14 protein-coding genes are annotated in these 15,508 nt (G+C 74.3%); 10 read left to right on the top strand and 4 right to left on the bottom strand.

Annotated elements, in window-relative coordinates; genetic code table 11:
- Positions 1 to 15: 15 nt before the first annotated feature.
- Genes O2W15_RS23265 through O2W15_RS23255 form a run of 3 tightly spaced genes read right to left on the bottom strand, consistent with a single transcriptional unit; the run spans position 16 to position 2,974 of the window.
- Positions 16 to 1,227 carry an ABC transporter permease gene (locus O2W15_RS23265; protein ID WP_269181184.1) on the bottom strand — a complete coding sequence of 404 codons (1,212 nt, stop codon included), beginning with the start codon at positions 1,225 to 1,227 and terminating at the stop codon, positions 16 to 18.
- On the bottom strand, positions 1,224 to 1,952 hold the full coding sequence (locus O2W15_RS23260) for an ABC transporter ATP-binding protein (RefSeq protein ID WP_269181183.1): 729 nt from the start codon (positions 1,950 to 1,952) through the stop codon (positions 1,224 to 1,226). The genes O2W15_RS23265 and O2W15_RS23260 overlap by 4 nt, the downstream gene beginning before the upstream one ends.
- Positions 1,949 to 2,974 carry an efflux RND transporter periplasmic adaptor subunit gene (locus O2W15_RS23255; RefSeq protein WP_269181182.1) on the bottom strand — a complete coding sequence of 342 codons (1,026 nt, stop codon included), beginning with the start codon at positions 2,972 to 2,974 and terminating at the stop codon, positions 1,949 to 1,951. Before O2W15_RS23255 ends, O2W15_RS23260 begins: the two co-directional genes overlap by 4 nt.
- 217 nt (positions 2,975 to 3,191) lie before the next feature.
- Between O2W15_RS23255 and treZ the strand changes: the two genes are divergently transcribed.
- From treZ to O2W15_RS23215, 8 genes are all read left to right on the top strand, one after another.
- Positions 3,192 to 4,943 (top strand): malto-oligosyltrehalose trehalohydrolase, encoded by a 1,752-nt coding sequence (gene treZ, locus O2W15_RS23250; RefSeq protein ID WP_269181181.1) that lies wholly within the window; start codon positions 3,192 to 3,194, stop codon positions 4,941 to 4,943.
- Between the two features lie 2 nt (positions 4,944 to 4,945).
- Positions 4,946 to 5,656, top strand: a complete 711-nt coding sequence (locus O2W15_RS23245; RefSeq protein WP_269181180.1) for a dihydrofolate reductase family protein — start codon at positions 4,946 to 4,948, stop codon at positions 5,654 to 5,656.
- 57 nt (positions 5,657 to 5,713) lie between these two features.
- Positions 5,714 to 6,244 carry a putative immunity protein gene (locus O2W15_RS23240; protein WP_269181179.1) on the top strand — a complete coding sequence of 177 codons (531 nt, stop codon included), beginning with the start codon at positions 5,714 to 5,716 and terminating at the stop codon, positions 6,242 to 6,244.
- Between the two features lie 87 nt (positions 6,245 to 6,331).
- Positions 6,332 to 7,915, top strand: a complete 1,584-nt coding sequence (locus O2W15_RS23235) for an HNH endonuclease signature motif containing protein (protein ID WP_269181178.1) — start codon at positions 6,332 to 6,334, stop codon at positions 7,913 to 7,915.
- 126 nt (positions 7,916 to 8,041) lie between these two features.
- Positions 8,042 to 9,115, top strand: a complete 1,074-nt coding sequence (locus O2W15_RS23230; RefSeq protein WP_269165169.1) for an ATP-dependent DNA ligase — start codon at positions 8,042 to 8,044, stop codon at positions 9,113 to 9,115.
- Between the two features lie 139 nt (positions 9,116 to 9,254).
- Positions 9,255 to 10,814, top strand: a complete 1,560-nt coding sequence (locus tag O2W15_RS23225; RefSeq protein WP_269181177.1) for an alpha/beta hydrolase — start codon at positions 9,255 to 9,257, stop codon at positions 10,812 to 10,814.
- Between the two features lie 56 nt (positions 10,815 to 10,870).
- Entirely contained in the window at positions 10,871 to 11,938 is a 1,068-nt protein-coding gene (gene ligD / locus O2W15_RS23220) for a non-homologous end-joining DNA ligase (protein WP_269181176.1), read from the top strand.
- 30 nt (positions 11,939 to 11,968) lie between these two features.
- Entirely contained in the window at positions 11,969 to 12,820 is an 852-nt protein-coding gene (locus O2W15_RS23215; protein ID WP_269181175.1) for a hypothetical protein, read from the top strand.
- Positions 12,821 to 12,846: 26 nt separating this feature from the next.
- Here O2W15_RS23215 and O2W15_RS23210 read toward each other — a convergent pair whose 3' ends face one another.
- Entirely contained in the window at positions 12,847 to 13,755 is a 909-nt protein-coding gene (locus tag O2W15_RS23210) for an EamA family transporter (RefSeq protein WP_269181174.1), read from the bottom strand.
- A gap of 68 nt (positions 13,756 to 13,823) precedes the next feature.
- Between O2W15_RS23210 and O2W15_RS23205 the strand changes: the two genes are divergently transcribed.
- Complete coding sequence (locus tag O2W15_RS23205) at positions 13,824 to 14,678, top strand: LysR family transcriptional regulator (RefSeq protein ID WP_269181173.1); 855 nt, start codon at positions 13,824 to 13,826, stop codon at positions 14,676 to 14,678.
- Between the two features lie 47 nt (positions 14,679 to 14,725).
- Positions 14,726 to 15,424, top strand: coding sequence for a hypothetical protein (locus tag O2W15_RS23200; RefSeq protein ID WP_269181172.1), 699 nt, complete (start codon positions 14,726 to 14,728; stop codon positions 15,422 to 15,424).
- Positions 15,425 to 15,508 lie beyond the last annotated feature (84 nt).

Raw genomic sequence — 15,508 nt, 5'->3', positions numbered from 1 at the left:
GCGGGGACCGGACCGTCAGAACCGGATCGCGTCGATCACCTTCACCCGGACCGCGATCAGCGCGGGCACCAGACCGGCCAGCGCGCCGACCGCCGTCGCCGCGACCAGCCCCTCGACCGCCGCCGAGACCGGGAACCCGGGCGCGTCGACCAGGGGGACGCCGCCGGCCAGCCACCGCTCCAGCGGCAGGTTCCGGACGATCGCCACCGACAGGGCGACGGCAGCCAGCCCCGCCAGCGCGGTGGCCACGACGCTCTCCAGCACGACTGCGGAGAAGACCCGCGCCGAGGTCGCCCCGAAGCTGCGCCGGACGCCGATCTCCCGGATCCGCTGGCGCACGGTGACCAACCCGATGTTCAGCACGCCGAGCCCGCCGAGGGCCAGCACCACCAGCCCGGCGGCACGCACCGCGAGCCGGAGCTTGGCGATGGTGTCCTCCAGGTTCTCCGGGTCCTGCCGGTAGGCCTGCACCTCCGCCCCGGGCAGCAGTCGCGCCAGGTCGGTCTGCACCGCCGCCACCACCGCGTCGGCCTGTTCGGAGGGCACCCAGAGCTCCAACGTGGGCGGGGACCCGAACCCCGGGCCGCCGGCCGCGGTCGCGGCGTCGCCGGCCGAGGAGTCGATCCGGTAGGTGCTCGGCCAGCCCTCGTTCCAGGCGACCACCCCGACGATCGTGGCCAGCACCGGCTGGGAGCCGCCGATGACCACGGTCGGGCGGGTGCTGAGGTCGGTCACGCCGAGCAGCGTCAGGAAGTCCTGGTTGACGACCAGCGCGGGCGACATGCTCTGCCGGTCACCGGCGCGGAACCAGCGGCCCTCGACCGGCTGGATGCGGTGCAGCGGCCCGTAGGACGGCGAGACGCGCCGGGTCTCCACGGACTGGGTGCCCCCGGGGAACCGGTACAGCCCACTCTCCTGGGCGAGGGTGGCGATCGCCTGCTCGGGGAGTCCGTACCGGGCGACCAGCGCCTCGACCCCGGCGTCCCACTCCTGCTGGGGCACGTTCCCGGTCATCGGGTCGTACGCCGAGACCCCGATGGTCGCCGTCCGGCCGCCGCTGGCCTCGGCCTGCTCCTGCTGTACCTGGGCGGCGATCTGGCCCAGCGCGGTCACCGTGGTCATCGCCAGCACGGCCAGGAAGACCCCGACCAGGGACAGCAGGACCCGGGCCTTGTGCACCCGGACCTCTCCCCACGCCTCGCTGAAGGTGCCGAGCAGCCCGGTCATGCGTCGGTCCGGTCGCTCGTCGCGGCGGCGAGGGCGTTCCCGGTCGCCACCGGGGTGAGCCGGCCGGCGTCCAGCCGGAAGCGGCGCCCGGCCAGCGCGGCCACCGAGAGGTCGTGGGTGATCGTCACCAGGGCGGCGCCGTTCTCGGCGGTCACCTCGGCCAGCAGCGCCATCACGGCGGCACCGGTCTCGACGTCCAGCGCGCCGGTCGGCTCGTCGGCGAGCACCACCCGCGGCCCACGGACCAGTGCCCGGGCGATCGCCACCCGCTGCTGCTCACCGCCGGAGAGCTTCTCCGGCACCGAGAGCGCGCGGGCGCTCAGCCCCACCCGGTCGAGCATGGCCCGGGCCGCCCGGTTGCGGGTGAGGAAGTCCCGGCCGCGGGCGTAGAGCAGCGGGGCGGCGACGTTCTCCTCCGCGGTGCGCCGCGGCAGGAGATTGAACTGCTGGAAGACGAAGCCGAAGGTCTCCCCCCGCAGCCGGGACCGCCGCCGTCCGCCGAGGGAGTCGGTCGGCTGCCCGTCGAGCAGGTAGCTGCCGGCGGTCGGGCTGTCCAGCAGCCCCAGCACGTTGAGCAGGGTCGACTTCCCCGAGCCGGACCGGCCCACGATCGACACGTGCTCGCCGGCCGCGACGCTCAGGTCGACGCCGGCCAGCACCGGCAGCAGGCTCCCGTCGGGGAGCCGCACGTCCCGGCCGATCCCGGAGAGCTCCAGCAGGCTCACCCGTACGGCCCGCCCATGCCGTAGGGGTCGGCGGCCGCGTCGTCGGGCACCGGCACGAACTCCAGCACCGACTCGCCCTCGGTCAGGCCGCCGGTGACCTCCACCTGCTGACCGTCGGTGAGCCCCAGGGTGACCGGCCGCTCCTCGGGGGCGCCGTCGGCACCGGGCACCCACACCATGCCGTTCTGCACGGAGCCCTGCACCGCGGTCACCGGCACCACCAGCGCGTCGGCGACCTCACCGGCCTGGATGGCGACGGTCGCCGCCATCCCGGCGAAGACGGTCACCCCGGCCGGGACGGCGCACCGGGCGGTCGTGGTCGCGGCGATCGGCATGCCGGTCATCGGGTCCACGCCGGCGTCGGCCTGGTCGCCCTCTCCCGGCGGGGCACCGAGGGTGAGCCCGGTGCAGGTGAACGGCGCCGGACCGCCGGTGACGGTGACCTCGGCCGTGCTCGGCGGGCTCAGCAGGCGGAACTGGTCGGCCTGGGAGAGCGACGCGGTCACCGAGAGGGTGCCCGGGGAGATGGTGCCGACGGCGTCCCCGACGGCGACGACCTGGTCCTTGAGGACGTCGAGGGTGGCCAGCCGGCCGGCCGCCGGGGCGGTGACGGTCACCACCTTGACCAGGGGGTCCCGCGGCGTCGAGGTCGGGTTGCCCTCGGCGTCCGTCCCGACGACCGGGTCGCGCTCCTCCTCGTACCGGACGTCGAGCAGCTTGTCGCCGGCCGCCACCGTCGCCCCGGCGCTGACGTGCAGCCGGCTCACCGTCCCGGCGCTGGTGGCCTTGACCGGCACGGCGGGGTCGGCGGCGATGGCGCCCTGCACGGAGACGGTGTTGGTCACCGTGCCGCGGGCGACGGGGATCGACGGTGACCCCAGGTCCACGCCGGGGGCGCTGGTGGCGCCGGCGGGCCCGGTGTCGCCGCTGCCGCGGAAGGCGAGGACGACCAGGGCCACCGCGATCACCGCCCAGATCAGGATTCTCAGCACGGGCAGGACCCAGGTCCGGACCACCGTCATGTCGGCTCTCTTCGTCGCGCGGAACGGAAGCGTCGCCGAACGTAGCGGTGCAGCGACCCCGCTGTGGTCATCCCGGCGACGGAAACGCCGCGCTGACCAGGTCGTCCTGCAGGTGGACGACGTCCGGCGCGAGACGTGGGCGCCGGCGACGGTTGACCGCCGGGCGCCCGGGCATGATCGACCTGCCCGTCCCCCGCACCGCCCTGGAGGCCCCCGCATGTCCGAGCCCGTCGACTTCGCCGTCTGGGCGCCGCTGCCCGAGCGGGTCCGCCTGCAGGTCGACGGCGAGGTGCACGACATGCAGCGGGACGACGCCGGCTGGTGGCGCGCCACGGTCGCAGCCTCCCCCGAGGCCGACTACGGGTACCTGCTCGACGACAACCCGACGCCCCGACCCGACCCGCGCTCCCGGCGTCAGCCCGACGGCGTGCACGGGCTCTCCCGCCGCTACGACCCGTCCGCGTACCGCTGGGGTGACACTGCGTGGACCGGGCGCCCGCTCGCCGGCGGGGTGGTCTACGAGCTGCACATCGGCACCTTCACCCGCGAGGGCACCTTCGACGCGGCGGCTCGGAACCTGGACCACCTGGTCGACCTGGGCATCGACTTCGTCGAGCTGCTGCCGGTGAACGGCTTCAACGGCACGCACAACTGGGGCTACGACGGCGTCGCCTGGTACGCGGTGCAGGAGACCTACGGCGGCCCCGCGGGCTACCAGCGCTTCGTCGACGCCTGCCACCAGCGAGGGCTGGGCGTCATCCAGGACGTCGTCTACAACCACCTCGGCCCGTCGGGCAACTACCTCCCGGAGTTCTTCCCGGTCTTCGCCGAGGGTGCGAACACCTGGGGCAACTCGATCAACCTCTCCGGCCCCGACTCGGACGAGGTGCGGCGCTACATCCTGGACAACGCCCTGATGTGGCTGCGCGACATGCACGCCGACGGACTGCGGCTGGACGCGGTGCACGCGCTGGTCGACGAGCGGGCCACGCACGTGCTCGAGGAGATGGCCGGCGAGGTCGCAAAGCTCTCGGTCGCCGAGGGCCGCCCGCTCACGCTGATCGCGGAGAGCGACCTCAACGACCCGCGGATGGTCACGCCCCGGGTGGCCGGCGGCACCGGCCTGGACGCGCAGTGGAGCGACGACTTCCACCACTCGCTGCACACCCAGCTGACCGGCGAGGGGCAGGGCTACTACGCCGACTTCGAGGCGGCCGGGCTCGGCGGGCTGGCGAAGGTGCTCACCGGCGCCTTCTTCCACGCCGGCGACTGGTCCAGCTTCCGCAGGCGGCACCACGGCCGGCCCGTCGACACCGCGGCCCTCCCGGGCTGGAAGTTCCTCGCCTACCTGCAGGACCACGACCAGATCGGCAACCGGGCGGTCGGTGACCGGATCTCCGCCTCGCTCTCCCCCAGCCTGCTCGGCGTCGGCGCCACCTTGGTGCTGACCAGCCCGTTCACCCCGATGCTCTTCATGGGCGAGGAGTGGGGCGCCTCCACCCCGTGGCAGTTCTTCACCAGCCACCCGGAGCCCGAGCTGGGGCGGGCCACGGCCGAGGGCCGGATCGGCGAGTTCGCCGAGCACGGCTGGGACGCCGCCGTGGTGCCCGACCCGCAGGACCCGGAGACCTTCACCCGCTCGAAGCTGGACTGGTCGGAGCTGGCCCAGGAGCCGCACACGCACGTGCTCGCAGTGCACAAGGCGCTGCTCGCGCTGCGCCGCCGGCACCCGGAGCTCGTCGACCCCGACCTGTCCGCGGTGCAGGCGCACTGGGACGACGCCGACCGGTGGCTGGTCGTGCACCGCGGCTCCCTGCGGGTGGTCGCCAACCTGTCCGACCAGCGGCGGGAGATCGACCTGGACACCCCGGCCACCCAGGTGCTGTTCGCCAGCGGGGAGCTGCCCGAGTTGGACGGGGCGCAGGTGACGGTGCCGGCGGAGAGCGCCGTCGTCCTCGCCACCCACTGAGCGTGGACCGGCTCCCCCGGGACCCAGCCGAGCTGGCCGACGCCTACCGGGTGCCGGCCGGTCGGCACCTGCGGGTCAACTTCGTCGCCTCGCTGGACGGCGCCATCAGCGTCGACGGCCGCAGCGGCGGGCTGGGCTCGGACGGCGACCGGCGGGTGTTCCGCACGCTGCGCGCGCTCTCCGACGCGGTGCTGGTGGGCGCCGGGACGGCGGCGGCCGAGGGCTACCGGCCGGTGCTCCCCGACTCCCCCGTCGGCCGGCTGCGCGCCCAGCTCGGCCGCCCGTCGGTGGCTCCGGTCGTGATCGTGTCCCGGCGGGCCTCGCTGGCCCCCGACGACCAACTGGTCACCGACGCGGTGGCGCCGACCCTCCTGGTCACCTGCGCCGCGGCCGATGCCGACCGGCGGGTGGCACTCGCGTCGGCCGGCGTCGAGGTGCTGGTCTGCGGCGACGACGCCGTGGACCTGCCGACCGCGGTGGACGCCCTGGCCGGACGGGGCCTGGAACAGGTGCTGTGCGAGGGCGGTCCGGCGCTGTTCGCCGCCGCCCTGGGCGCGGGAGTGGTCGACGAGCTGGACCTGTCGATCGCCCCGCTGCTGGTCGGCGGCGGTCCCGGCCTGTTGCCGTCGGCTCTCCCGGCGCCGCCCCGGGCCGAGCTCGTGCAGGCGCTCACCGAGGACGACGTCCTCTTCACCCGCTACTCCCTGCGCTGAGACACCGGCCTCCGGAGGCCGGGTGGTCCCGGTCGGTGAGTGGGCCAGGATGACGCCGTGGCGGAGACCGGGACGGCGCTCAGCATGCAGGAACTCCGTGCGGTGACCAGGTACGCCGCGGAGAGCGCACAGGAGGTGCTCGAGGTCTTCGAGCGCGCTCGACCGGCAGATCTCAGGCCGCGCGAAGCCATCGACGCCGCCTGGACGTTCGCCCATGGCGGCGAGCGCGGAAAGCGCCTGCGGGACACCGGCTGGGCCGCCCACAGAGCTGCCCGCGACGCCGGTAGAGGAGCCGCCGTCGACGCGGCACGGGCAGCGATGCACGCAGCGTCAGCCGCGTACCTGCACCCACTGGCCGACGCCCACCAGGTCAAGCACGTCCTCGGGGCCGCGGCACACGCGGCGAGGGTGGCCGAGCTCATGGCCGGCGACGACCGCGCGGTGGGTGCCCACCAGCTCGAGCGAGCGAGCCACCGCGCGACGCCCGTCATCGTGGACGTGCTCAGCCGCTACCCCGCGGCCCCTCCTGGTGGAGGCCGCGTCGGGGAACTGCTCCGCGAGCTGGACGCCGCGCTCCGCCGACCTTGAGAGCCCTGCGGATGCCCGCCGCCGGCGGCCGATCGCCATGTCGACCGGCGCCCGGAACTGTCAGACCCCGTACGTATGTTCGAGTGCATGACGACGACGGCGATGCCACCAGGGTTCTGGGGTGTGGCGGTCGACGTCTGCTTCACCGGAGAGTGGCACCGCGACCAGGGGGTGGTGTCGCCCGATGAGCGGCTGGCGGCCCGGTTGCGGTCGGTGCAGCGCCAGCGGGCGATGGACGCCGCGGAGGAGGCCGAGCTGATCCTGGCCCTGGCCGGTCGGCGGCCCGCGGCGCTGGACCCGGACGGTCCCGGTGCCCGCCGGCCGGGCTGGGCCAGTGAGACCGGTGGCGCGGAGATCAGCGAGTTCTTCCTCGCCGAGCTGTCCACCGTCCTCAACCTGGGCCGTGGGACGGCGGCGGTGCGGTTGCGGCGGGCGTTGACCTGGTCGGAGAAGCTGCCCGCCACCTTCGCCGCCCTGGCCGCCGGACAGCTGGACGAGCGGCGGGCCCAGGTGCTCGCCGACGTCCTGGAACACACTCCGGCCGTGATCGCCGGGCAGGTCGAGGGCGCACTGCTGGGTGAGGCGACCGAGCTGTCGGTGGCCCGGCTGGAGAAGCGGGCCACCGAGGAACTGCTCCGCCTCGACGCCGCCGCAGCCGACGAGCGCCGGGAAGCCGCCGCGAAGAACGCCGACGTGCGGGTGTACCCCTCCCCCACCGACGGCCGGTCGACACTGTCCGCGGACCTGCCCACCGACGAGGCCGTGGAGTGCCACGACCTGGTCGACCAGCTCGCCCGGATGCTCAAGGCCGACGGCGACGACCGCCCGATCGGCGCCCTGCGGGCGCACGTGCTGTCCACGTTGATCCGCCGTCCCGCCGATTCCGGCCTCCCGCACGTGGCCGCGAACGTGACGGTCACCGCTGACCTGCACGCCCTGGCCGGGGTGAACAGTGCCCCGGGTGAGGTGAACGGGCTGCCGATCACCGCCGCCCACCTGCGTGAACTGCTCGCCCGGGTCGGCGCCCTCGGCCTGAGCCCCCCCGAGGGCGGCAGCCTCACCTTCGCCCTCACCGGGCCCGACGGGGAACTGCTGGCCACGATCACCCCGGCCGAACTGGCCCGCCTGTCCCGCCGCGGCTGCCCGCACCACCCCGACCGTGGCAGCGACCGCGACGCCAGCGGCAGTGGCAGCGGCAGCGGCAGCGGCAGCGGCAGCGGCAGCGGCAGCGGCAGCGGCAGCGGCAGCCAGCCGTGCGGCTGCCCGGTGCTCGGCCCGCCACCGGCCACCACCGCCTACACCCCCACCGCCCGCCAGCGGTCGTTCGTGACCACCCGCGACCGGCGCTGCCGGTTCCCCAACTGCGGCCAACGCGTCGGCTGGACCGACCTGGACCACGTCACCGCCCACGCCTGCGGCGGCCCCACCGACTGCACCAACCTCTGCTGCCTGTGCCGCTCCCACCACCGGCTCAAGACCTTCGCCCCCGGCTGGCAGTACCGCCTCGACAGCAACGGCACCCTGCACGTCACCACCCCCTCCGGCGTCACCCGCATCACCCGACCACCCGGCCAGCGCCCACCCGACTCCCGACCACCGGAGACCCCGACCCGAGAGTCCGGACCACCACCGGAAGCACCACCACCGGTCGACGACCCACCGCCCTTCTGATCAGTGGACGAGGCCAGGCCGCGCAGCCGACTTGCGCGGCCCGGTCATGCCGTCGATGCCTGCCGCCCGCTTGTTGCGGCTCGGACCGGCTGCCTCGGCGTCGTCCCGACTGCTTGACTGGCCGGCATGGACCTGCCCGTGAACCCCCCGGTCAAGCCGATGCTCGCCAAGCCGGTGGCCACGCTGCCCACCGGCGACGGCTGGTTCTACGAGCCGAAGTGGGACGGGTTCCGGTGCATCGTCTTCCGGGACGGCGACGAGGTCGAGCTGGGCAGCCGCAACGAGCGCCCGCTGACCCGCTACTTCCCCGACGTCGTCGAGGCGGTGAAGGCTCAGCTGCCCGAGCGCTGCGTGGTCGACGGGGAGATCGTCGTCCCGCGCGGGGACCGGCTGGACTTCGAGTCGCTGCTGCAGCGGATCCACCCGGCCGCCTCGCGGGTGACCCGGCTGGCCGAGGAGACCCCGGCGTCCTTCGTCGCCTTCGACCTGCTCGCCCTGGGGGACGACTCGCTCATGGACTCCCCGTACGCCGACCGGCAGGCCCGGCTGCGCGAGGCGCTGGCCGGCGCGCAGGCGCCGGTGTACGTCAGCACGGTGACCTCCGACGCGGAGGTGGGGCAGCGCTGGTTCGCCGAGTTCGAGGGCGCGGGCCTGGACGGCGTCATCGCCAAGCGGGGCGACCAGCCCTACTCCCCCGACCAGCGGGTGATGACCAAGGTCAAGCACGTCCGGGCGGCGGACTGCGTCGTGGCCGGGTTCCGCTGGCACAAGAGCGGGCCGGTGGTCGGCTCGCTGCTGCTGGGCCTCTACGACGACGCCGGCACGCTGCAGCACATCGGCGTCGCGGCGTCGTTCACCATGAAGCGCCGGGCCGAGCTCGTCGACGAGCTCGCCCCCTACCGGGCCGAGGCGCTGGACGGACATCCGTGGCAGGACTGGGCCAACGCCCAGACGGGTGAGGACGGCGAGCACCGGATGCCGGGGGCGACCAGCCGCTGGAACGCCGGCAAGGACCTCTCCTGGGTGCCGCTGCGGCCGGAGCTGGTGGTGGAGATCAAGTACGACCAGCTGGAGGGCAGCCGGCTGCGGCACACCGGCCACTTCCTGCGCTGGCGGACCGACCGGGACGCCCGGTCGTGCACCTACGAGCAGCTGGAGGTCCCGGTCCGTTACGACCTCGCCGAGGTCCTGGGCGGCTGAGCACCGGGTGGGTGGGCAGCGGGGCGGGGTGAGCAGCGGGGCGGGGTGAGCAGCGGGCGGCTGGGTTCGCGGCGCGCTGAGCGGTTCCCACGCCGTACCTGGCTGCCACTCCCAGGTTCGCCTCCTACCCTTGCCGATCATGACCGCGCACCGCCGCCTGGCCACCACCGGAGGAGCGTTCCTCGCCCTCGCCCTGACCCTCGCCGGGTGCACCTCCTCCGACGAGGGCGAGACGGCCGCGACCAGCGCCGCTCCGGAGGCGCCGGCAGAGCCGGAGCCGCAGCTGATCGACTGGACCGACTGCGACAGCCAGATCGACCCGATCATCGCCGGGCGGCCCGGTTCGGAGCGCGACCTCCTCTTCTCCTGCGGGACGACGACGGTGCCGGTCAGCTACGACGACCCCGAACGCGGCACCCTGCAGCTGTTCCTGGTGCGGGCCAGCCTCGCCGGGCAGACCTACCCGATCGGCTCGCTGATGGTGAACCCCGGTGGCCCCGGACAGTCCGCGGCCGATGCGGCCATCCAGGCTGCGCTGACCCTCCCCGAGGCGGTCGTCAACCAGTTCGACATCGTCGGCCTCGACCCACGCGGGACGGGGCTGTCCACCCCCGTCGAGTGCATCTCCGACGAACAGAAGGACGAGCTGTTCGCAGCCGACCCGCGGGCCACCGACGCCGCCTCCCAGGACGCCCTGTTCAGCCAGGTCGAGGAGGTCGCCGCCGGCTGCGCCGAGGAGTACCAGGAGGCGCTGGGCGCCTTCACCACGGTCGACGCGGCCCGCGACATGGACCTGGTCCGGCAGTCCCTCGGTGACGACCAGCTCAACTACCTGGGCTACTCGTACGGCACCACGCTGGGCTCCACCTACGCCGAACTGTTCCCCGAGCAGGTGCGCGCCATGGTGCTCGACGGCGCGGTCGACCCCGACGCCACCGCGCAGGAGGCGGCCGAGGCGCGGGCTCAGGGCTTCGAGGCCGCGTACGACGCCTTCGCCGCCAACTGCCTGTCGCTGATCAGCGGCTGCCCGCTCGGCCCCGACCCGCGCGCCTTCCTCAACGACCTGCTCGCCCAGGCCGCGGCGGCCCCCATCCCGAGCAGCCGGGAGGGTGAGACCCGGCAGGCGACGCCCGGCCTGATCCTGGGTGGCGTCCGCTCGGCGCTCTACCAGCCCTCGGCCTGGCCGCAGCTGACCCAGTCGCTGGCCGCCGCCCGCGACGGTGACGCCGCCGGCATCCTGACCCTGGCCGACACCTACACCGGCCGCAACGACGACGGCACCTACAGCAACGTGGTCGACGCGAACCTGGCGGTGAACTGCGCCGACACCGACGAGGAGTACGCGGCCACCGACGTCCAGGCCCTGGTGGCGGACTGGAACGCCCGGTACCCGCTCTTCGGCGCCGACGCCGCCCTGGGGCTCTACACCTGCTCGGCCTGGGAGGCCCCGCGCACGCCCCTGCCGGAGCGGGACGCCGCGGGCAGCCCGCCCATCCTGGTCATCGGCACGCAGGGCGACCCGGTCACCCCGGTGGCCGGCGCCGTCGACCTGGCGGAGGACCTGGAGAACGGGGTGCTGCTCACCTGGCAGGGCAACGGGCACACTGCCTACCCGAAGACCGACTGCGTGACGGCGGCCGTGAACGCCTACCTGATCGATCTCGCCGTCCCGCAGGACGGGCTGACCTGCCCCGCGTGACCGGCTCCGGCAGGATCGGCCTCCCACCCGGTCCTGCCTGACCCGAACGGAGCCCCATGGCCAGCAGCAAGGACGCCGTCGTCCTGGAGCTCGACGGCCACGAGGTGCGGGTGAGCAACCCGGAGAAGCCGTACTTCGGGGACAAGGGCATCCGCAAGATCGACGTCGTCGAGTACTTCGTCGCCGTCGGCGAGGGCATCCTCTTCGCGCTGCGCGACCGGCCGACGACGTTGGAGCGCTGGCCGGGCGGGGTGTTCGAGGGCGCCCGGCTCTCCACCCGGGTCGACAACACCGGCGACGCGTTCTACCAGAAGCGGGTGCCGAAGAACGCCCCCGAGTGGGTGCCGACGGCGCACATCACCTTCCCCAGCGGGCGGACGGCGGACGAGATCGCCCCGGACTCGGTCGCCGTCGTCGCGTGGTGCGCCAACCTCGGGACGCTGACGTTCCACCCGTGGCCGGTGTCCAAGGGCGACGTCGAGTCCCCCGACCAGATCCGGATCGACCTCGACCCGCAGCCGGGCACCGACTTCTCCGACGCCGTCTGGGTCGCCCCGCACGTGCGCGAGCTGCTGCACGAGTTCGGCATGGAGGGGTGGCCGAAGACGTCCGGCGGCCGGGGCGTGCACGTCTACGTGCCGATCCAGCCGCGCTGGACCTTCCCCGAGGTGCGCCGGGCGGTGATCGCCTTCGGCCGCGAGCTGGAACGACGCATCCCCGACCGGGTCACGATGAACTGGTGGAAGGAGGAGCGCGGCGAGAAGATCTTCATCGACTACAACCAGATGGCCCGGGACCGCACGATCGCCAGCGCCTACTCGATCCGGGCCAAGGCGCACGCGCCGGTGAGCGCCCCGGTCGACTGGGACGAGCTGCCCGACGTCTCGCCCTTCGACTTCGACGTGCTCACCATGCCGGCCCGGTTCGCCGCCGTCGGTGACAAGCACGCCGGCCTCGCCGACCACGCCTTCGACATCACGCCGCTGGTCGAGCTGGCCGACCAGCAGGAGCGCGACCACGGGCTGGGTGAGATGCCCTATCCGCCGGACTACCCCAAGATGCCCGGCGAGCCGATGCGGGTGCAGCCCAGCCGCGCGAAGAAGGTCCCCGCCGCGGAGGACTGAGCCGAGGGCTCGCCGCGCTAGCGTCGCACCGTGGCCGATCACCCGACGCAGGCCTGGGACCTGGTGGCGGAGGGGCGCCGGCACCGGGTGGAGACGACCGGTTCCGTCTCGCGGACGGTGCGGTGGCGCGTCGACGGGCAGGTGGTGGCCGCCAAGAAGTCCAGCGAGGACACCGTGCGGCTCAAGCCGGGTGACCGGCTCAAGGGCGAGGACGACGTCAGCGAGGACGACGTCAGCCCGGACGACCAGCCGGCCGACGTGGAGCAGGACGTCGGCTCGGTCACGGTGCAGTACACCGGCCTCGGGAAGCCGAAGCGGGCCACCTGGTACCCGCCCGCAGACGGCGCCGCCGTGCGCGCGGCGCTCGGCACCGGCGGGATCGACCTGGAACCGGAGACGGGGTCCCCGGCCGCGCTCCGGGAGGAGCGGATCCGTCAGCACCCCCGCCGGTACGCCGTGCTCGCCGTCGCCGGCGGCGTGGCGAAGGTGGTCCTCCCGCTGCTGCTCGGGCTGCTCGCCGTCCGGCTGACCGTCGCACTCCCCTGGCCCGACTGGGACCTGCCGTCGATCCCGTGGCCCGACTGGGACCTGCCGTCGATCCCCTGGCCCGACGTGGACCTGCCCGACGTGGACCTGCCGGACTGGCAGGCCCCGGCCTGGGTGCGGTGGATCGCCGACAAGGCCCAGTTCGTCTGGCCCGTCCTGCTGGCCGCCTACCTGGCCCGTCGGGAGATCCGCCGCCGGCGCGAGCAGGACGCCCTGCGGGCGCAGCGCCGGGCGGAGCAGCAGTCCGAGGCCGGTCACGAGGCCGGCCGCGAGGCCGGCCGCGAGGCCGGTCACGAGGCGAGCCGCGAGGACGACGACCGGCCGCCGTCCCCCTGACGGGCCGCCGCAGACGCCGGTGGCGCTCAGCCGGCCGGGCGACGGGCGGGCAGCTGACCGGCGACGTTGGCGCCGACGATCGCGGCGATGGCCAGCCAGGCGTCCCAGGGCTGCCCCTGCCCCAGCACGACCAGGCCGACCACGGTGGCGATCACCGGGTGGATGCTCATGAAGACCCCGTAGGCGCCGGCGGGCACCCGGCGCAGCGCCAGCAGGTCGACGAACAGCGGGACGGCGGAGGCCAGCACGCCCGCGGTGACGGCGTACCCCGCGACCACCAGCGACGGCGGGTGCGCGACCAGCACGACGATCCCCACGGGGAGGAACAGCAGCGCCGACAGCCCCGCCGCGGTGGCCGGACCGGTGCCGCCGGGCACCCGGGCACCGAGCTGCCGGTTGACCAGGATGTAGCCGGCCCAGCAGGCGGCGGCCAGCAGCCCCAGGGCGATCCCGGTGTGGTCGGTCGTCGGCTGCGGCCGGCTGAGCGCGACCACGCCCGCGAGGGCCACCAGCGCGCAGACCAGGTCGCGCCGCCGCCGGGAGGCGGCCAGCGCCACGCCGAGCGGACCCAGGAACTCCAGCGTCACCGCCAGGCCCAGGCCGATCCGCTCGATCGCCGCGTACAGCGACAGGTTCATCGTCGCGAACACCACGGCCAGCAGCAGGACCGGCCGCCACTGGGCCGCGGTGAGCCGCCACGGCCGCGGCCGGACGACGCCCACCAGCACGATCCCGGCCACCCACTGCCGCACAGCGACGACGCCGACCGCACCGATCACCGGGAACGCCAGCGCCCCGACCGCCGCGCCGACCTGGTTCGCCAGCGCGCTGCTCAGCATCAGCGCCACACCGACGCCCGCCCCTGAGGGGAGGCCGGGCAGACCTCCTGCCCGCTGGTCGGCTGCGGCCTGGTCGATCTGCTGGGCGCTGCTCACCGGTCGACCCTGACCCCGACGGGTGCATGCGCAAAATGCAATCACCGCGGGATGCATACGCTGCACGCATGACCGTGGAGCTGCGGCACCTGCGGTGCCTGGTCGCGATCGTGGAGACCGGCACCTTCACCGACGCCGCCATCGAGCTCGGCGTCTCCCAGGCCGCCGTGTCCCGCGGCCTCGCCGCCCTCGAGGGCGAGCTCGGCACCCGGCTGCTGCGGCGCTCCGCACGCGAGGTCACCCTCACCACGGCGGGACAGCGGGTGCTCGACCGGGCCCGGCGGGTCCTCGCCGAGGTCGGTCAGCTGGTCGAGGAGGCCGGCGGTACCGCGACCCGGCTGCGGATCGGGCACGCCTGGTCGGCGATGGGCCGGCACACCCTGGACTTCCAGCGTCGCTGGGCGGTCCAACAGTCGGGCACCGAACTGCGCCTGGTGCGCACCAACTCCCCCACCGCCGGCCTGGCCGACGGGGCCTGCGACGTCGCCGTCCTCCGGGTCACGCCGGACCCGCAGCGCTTCGACAGCGCGCTGGTCGGGGTGGAGCGGCGGGTGTGCGCGGTCGCCACCGACGACCCCTGGGCCCGCCGCCGGTCGCTGCGGATGGCCGAGATCGCCGAACGGACCCTGCTGGTCGACCGCCGGACCGGCACGACGACGCCGGAGCTGTGGCCCGAGGGGGCACGCCCGGCGATCTCGCACACCCAGGACGTCGACGACTGGCTCACCGTGATCGCCACCGGCCGCTGCGTCGGGGTCACCGCGGAGGCGACCGCCGCCCAGTACCAGCGCCCCGGGGTCACCTACCGGCCGATCCGGGACGCCGAGCCGGTCGCCGTCCGGCTGGCCTGGTGGCGGGACGACCCGCACCCGGCGTCACCGGCCGCCGTCGCCCTGCTCACCGAGCTCTACCGGCGAAGCTAAGTGCGCGCCAGGTTCTCGGGAGGCGGGTCCGGTGCCATGCTCGACCGATGCGGAAGGCGCTGTTGCCGTGGGTTGTCATCACGCTTCTGGTGCTCGTCACGGTGGCCGTCGTCCTATTCAGCTGGGCCGGCGATCGCATCGACGCGCGTGTGGAACTCGCGAAGGCCGTGCTCACCCTCATCACGGCCGTCCTCGTCACCGGCGTGCTCTCCGTCGCGCTGAGCTGGCACAGTGCCCGCCGTGCCCACTTCGACGAGAGGACCCGGGTCCTCTCCGGCGCGCTGCAGGAGCTCAAGGCCGGAGTGGAGCGCGTACACCTGACCCGCTCCCTGTTGGCAGCCGACCGGTCGGCCACCAATGCCAAGGCCCAGGTCGCCGGCCTTTCCACGGCCCGGAGCCACCTCCAGGAGGTGGAGCGCGAACGGCACGTCCGGGGCACCGAGGTGGCCGGTGAGGTGCAGGTGATGCTCGACTACCTCCGGACGCTGCGTGATGAGATCGGCGCCCACTACGCAGACCTGGACCTCGAGTCGCTCCGCGAGCAGCGCCATCGGGAGGCGGTGGTCGCCGGGCGCGCCGACCAGCTCCGGCCTCCCGCCGCCTTCATGAAGACCGACCTGCCGCGCCTAGGCGAGTTCATCGACCTCGAGGTCTTCAACCGGAGCACGTTCACCGATGCCTACCGGCGGGCGCGCACGACGCTCACCGACTGGCTGGCCGAGGCAGAGCGCCGCAGCGGCCCCTGACCAGCCACCCTGCCTCGAACGGGTGACGCGGCCACTCCCGGACGACCGCCGGGCTCGCGTCCCGGGCAACTCCTGTCGTTGAGG

The sequence above is a fragment of the Modestobacter sp. VKM Ac-2979 genome (assembly GCF_026967995.1).
GTDB lineage: Bacteria > Actinomycetota > Actinomycetes > Mycobacteriales > Geodermatophilaceae > Modestobacter.
This window is presented reverse-complemented; position numbering and strand designations above follow the sequence as displayed.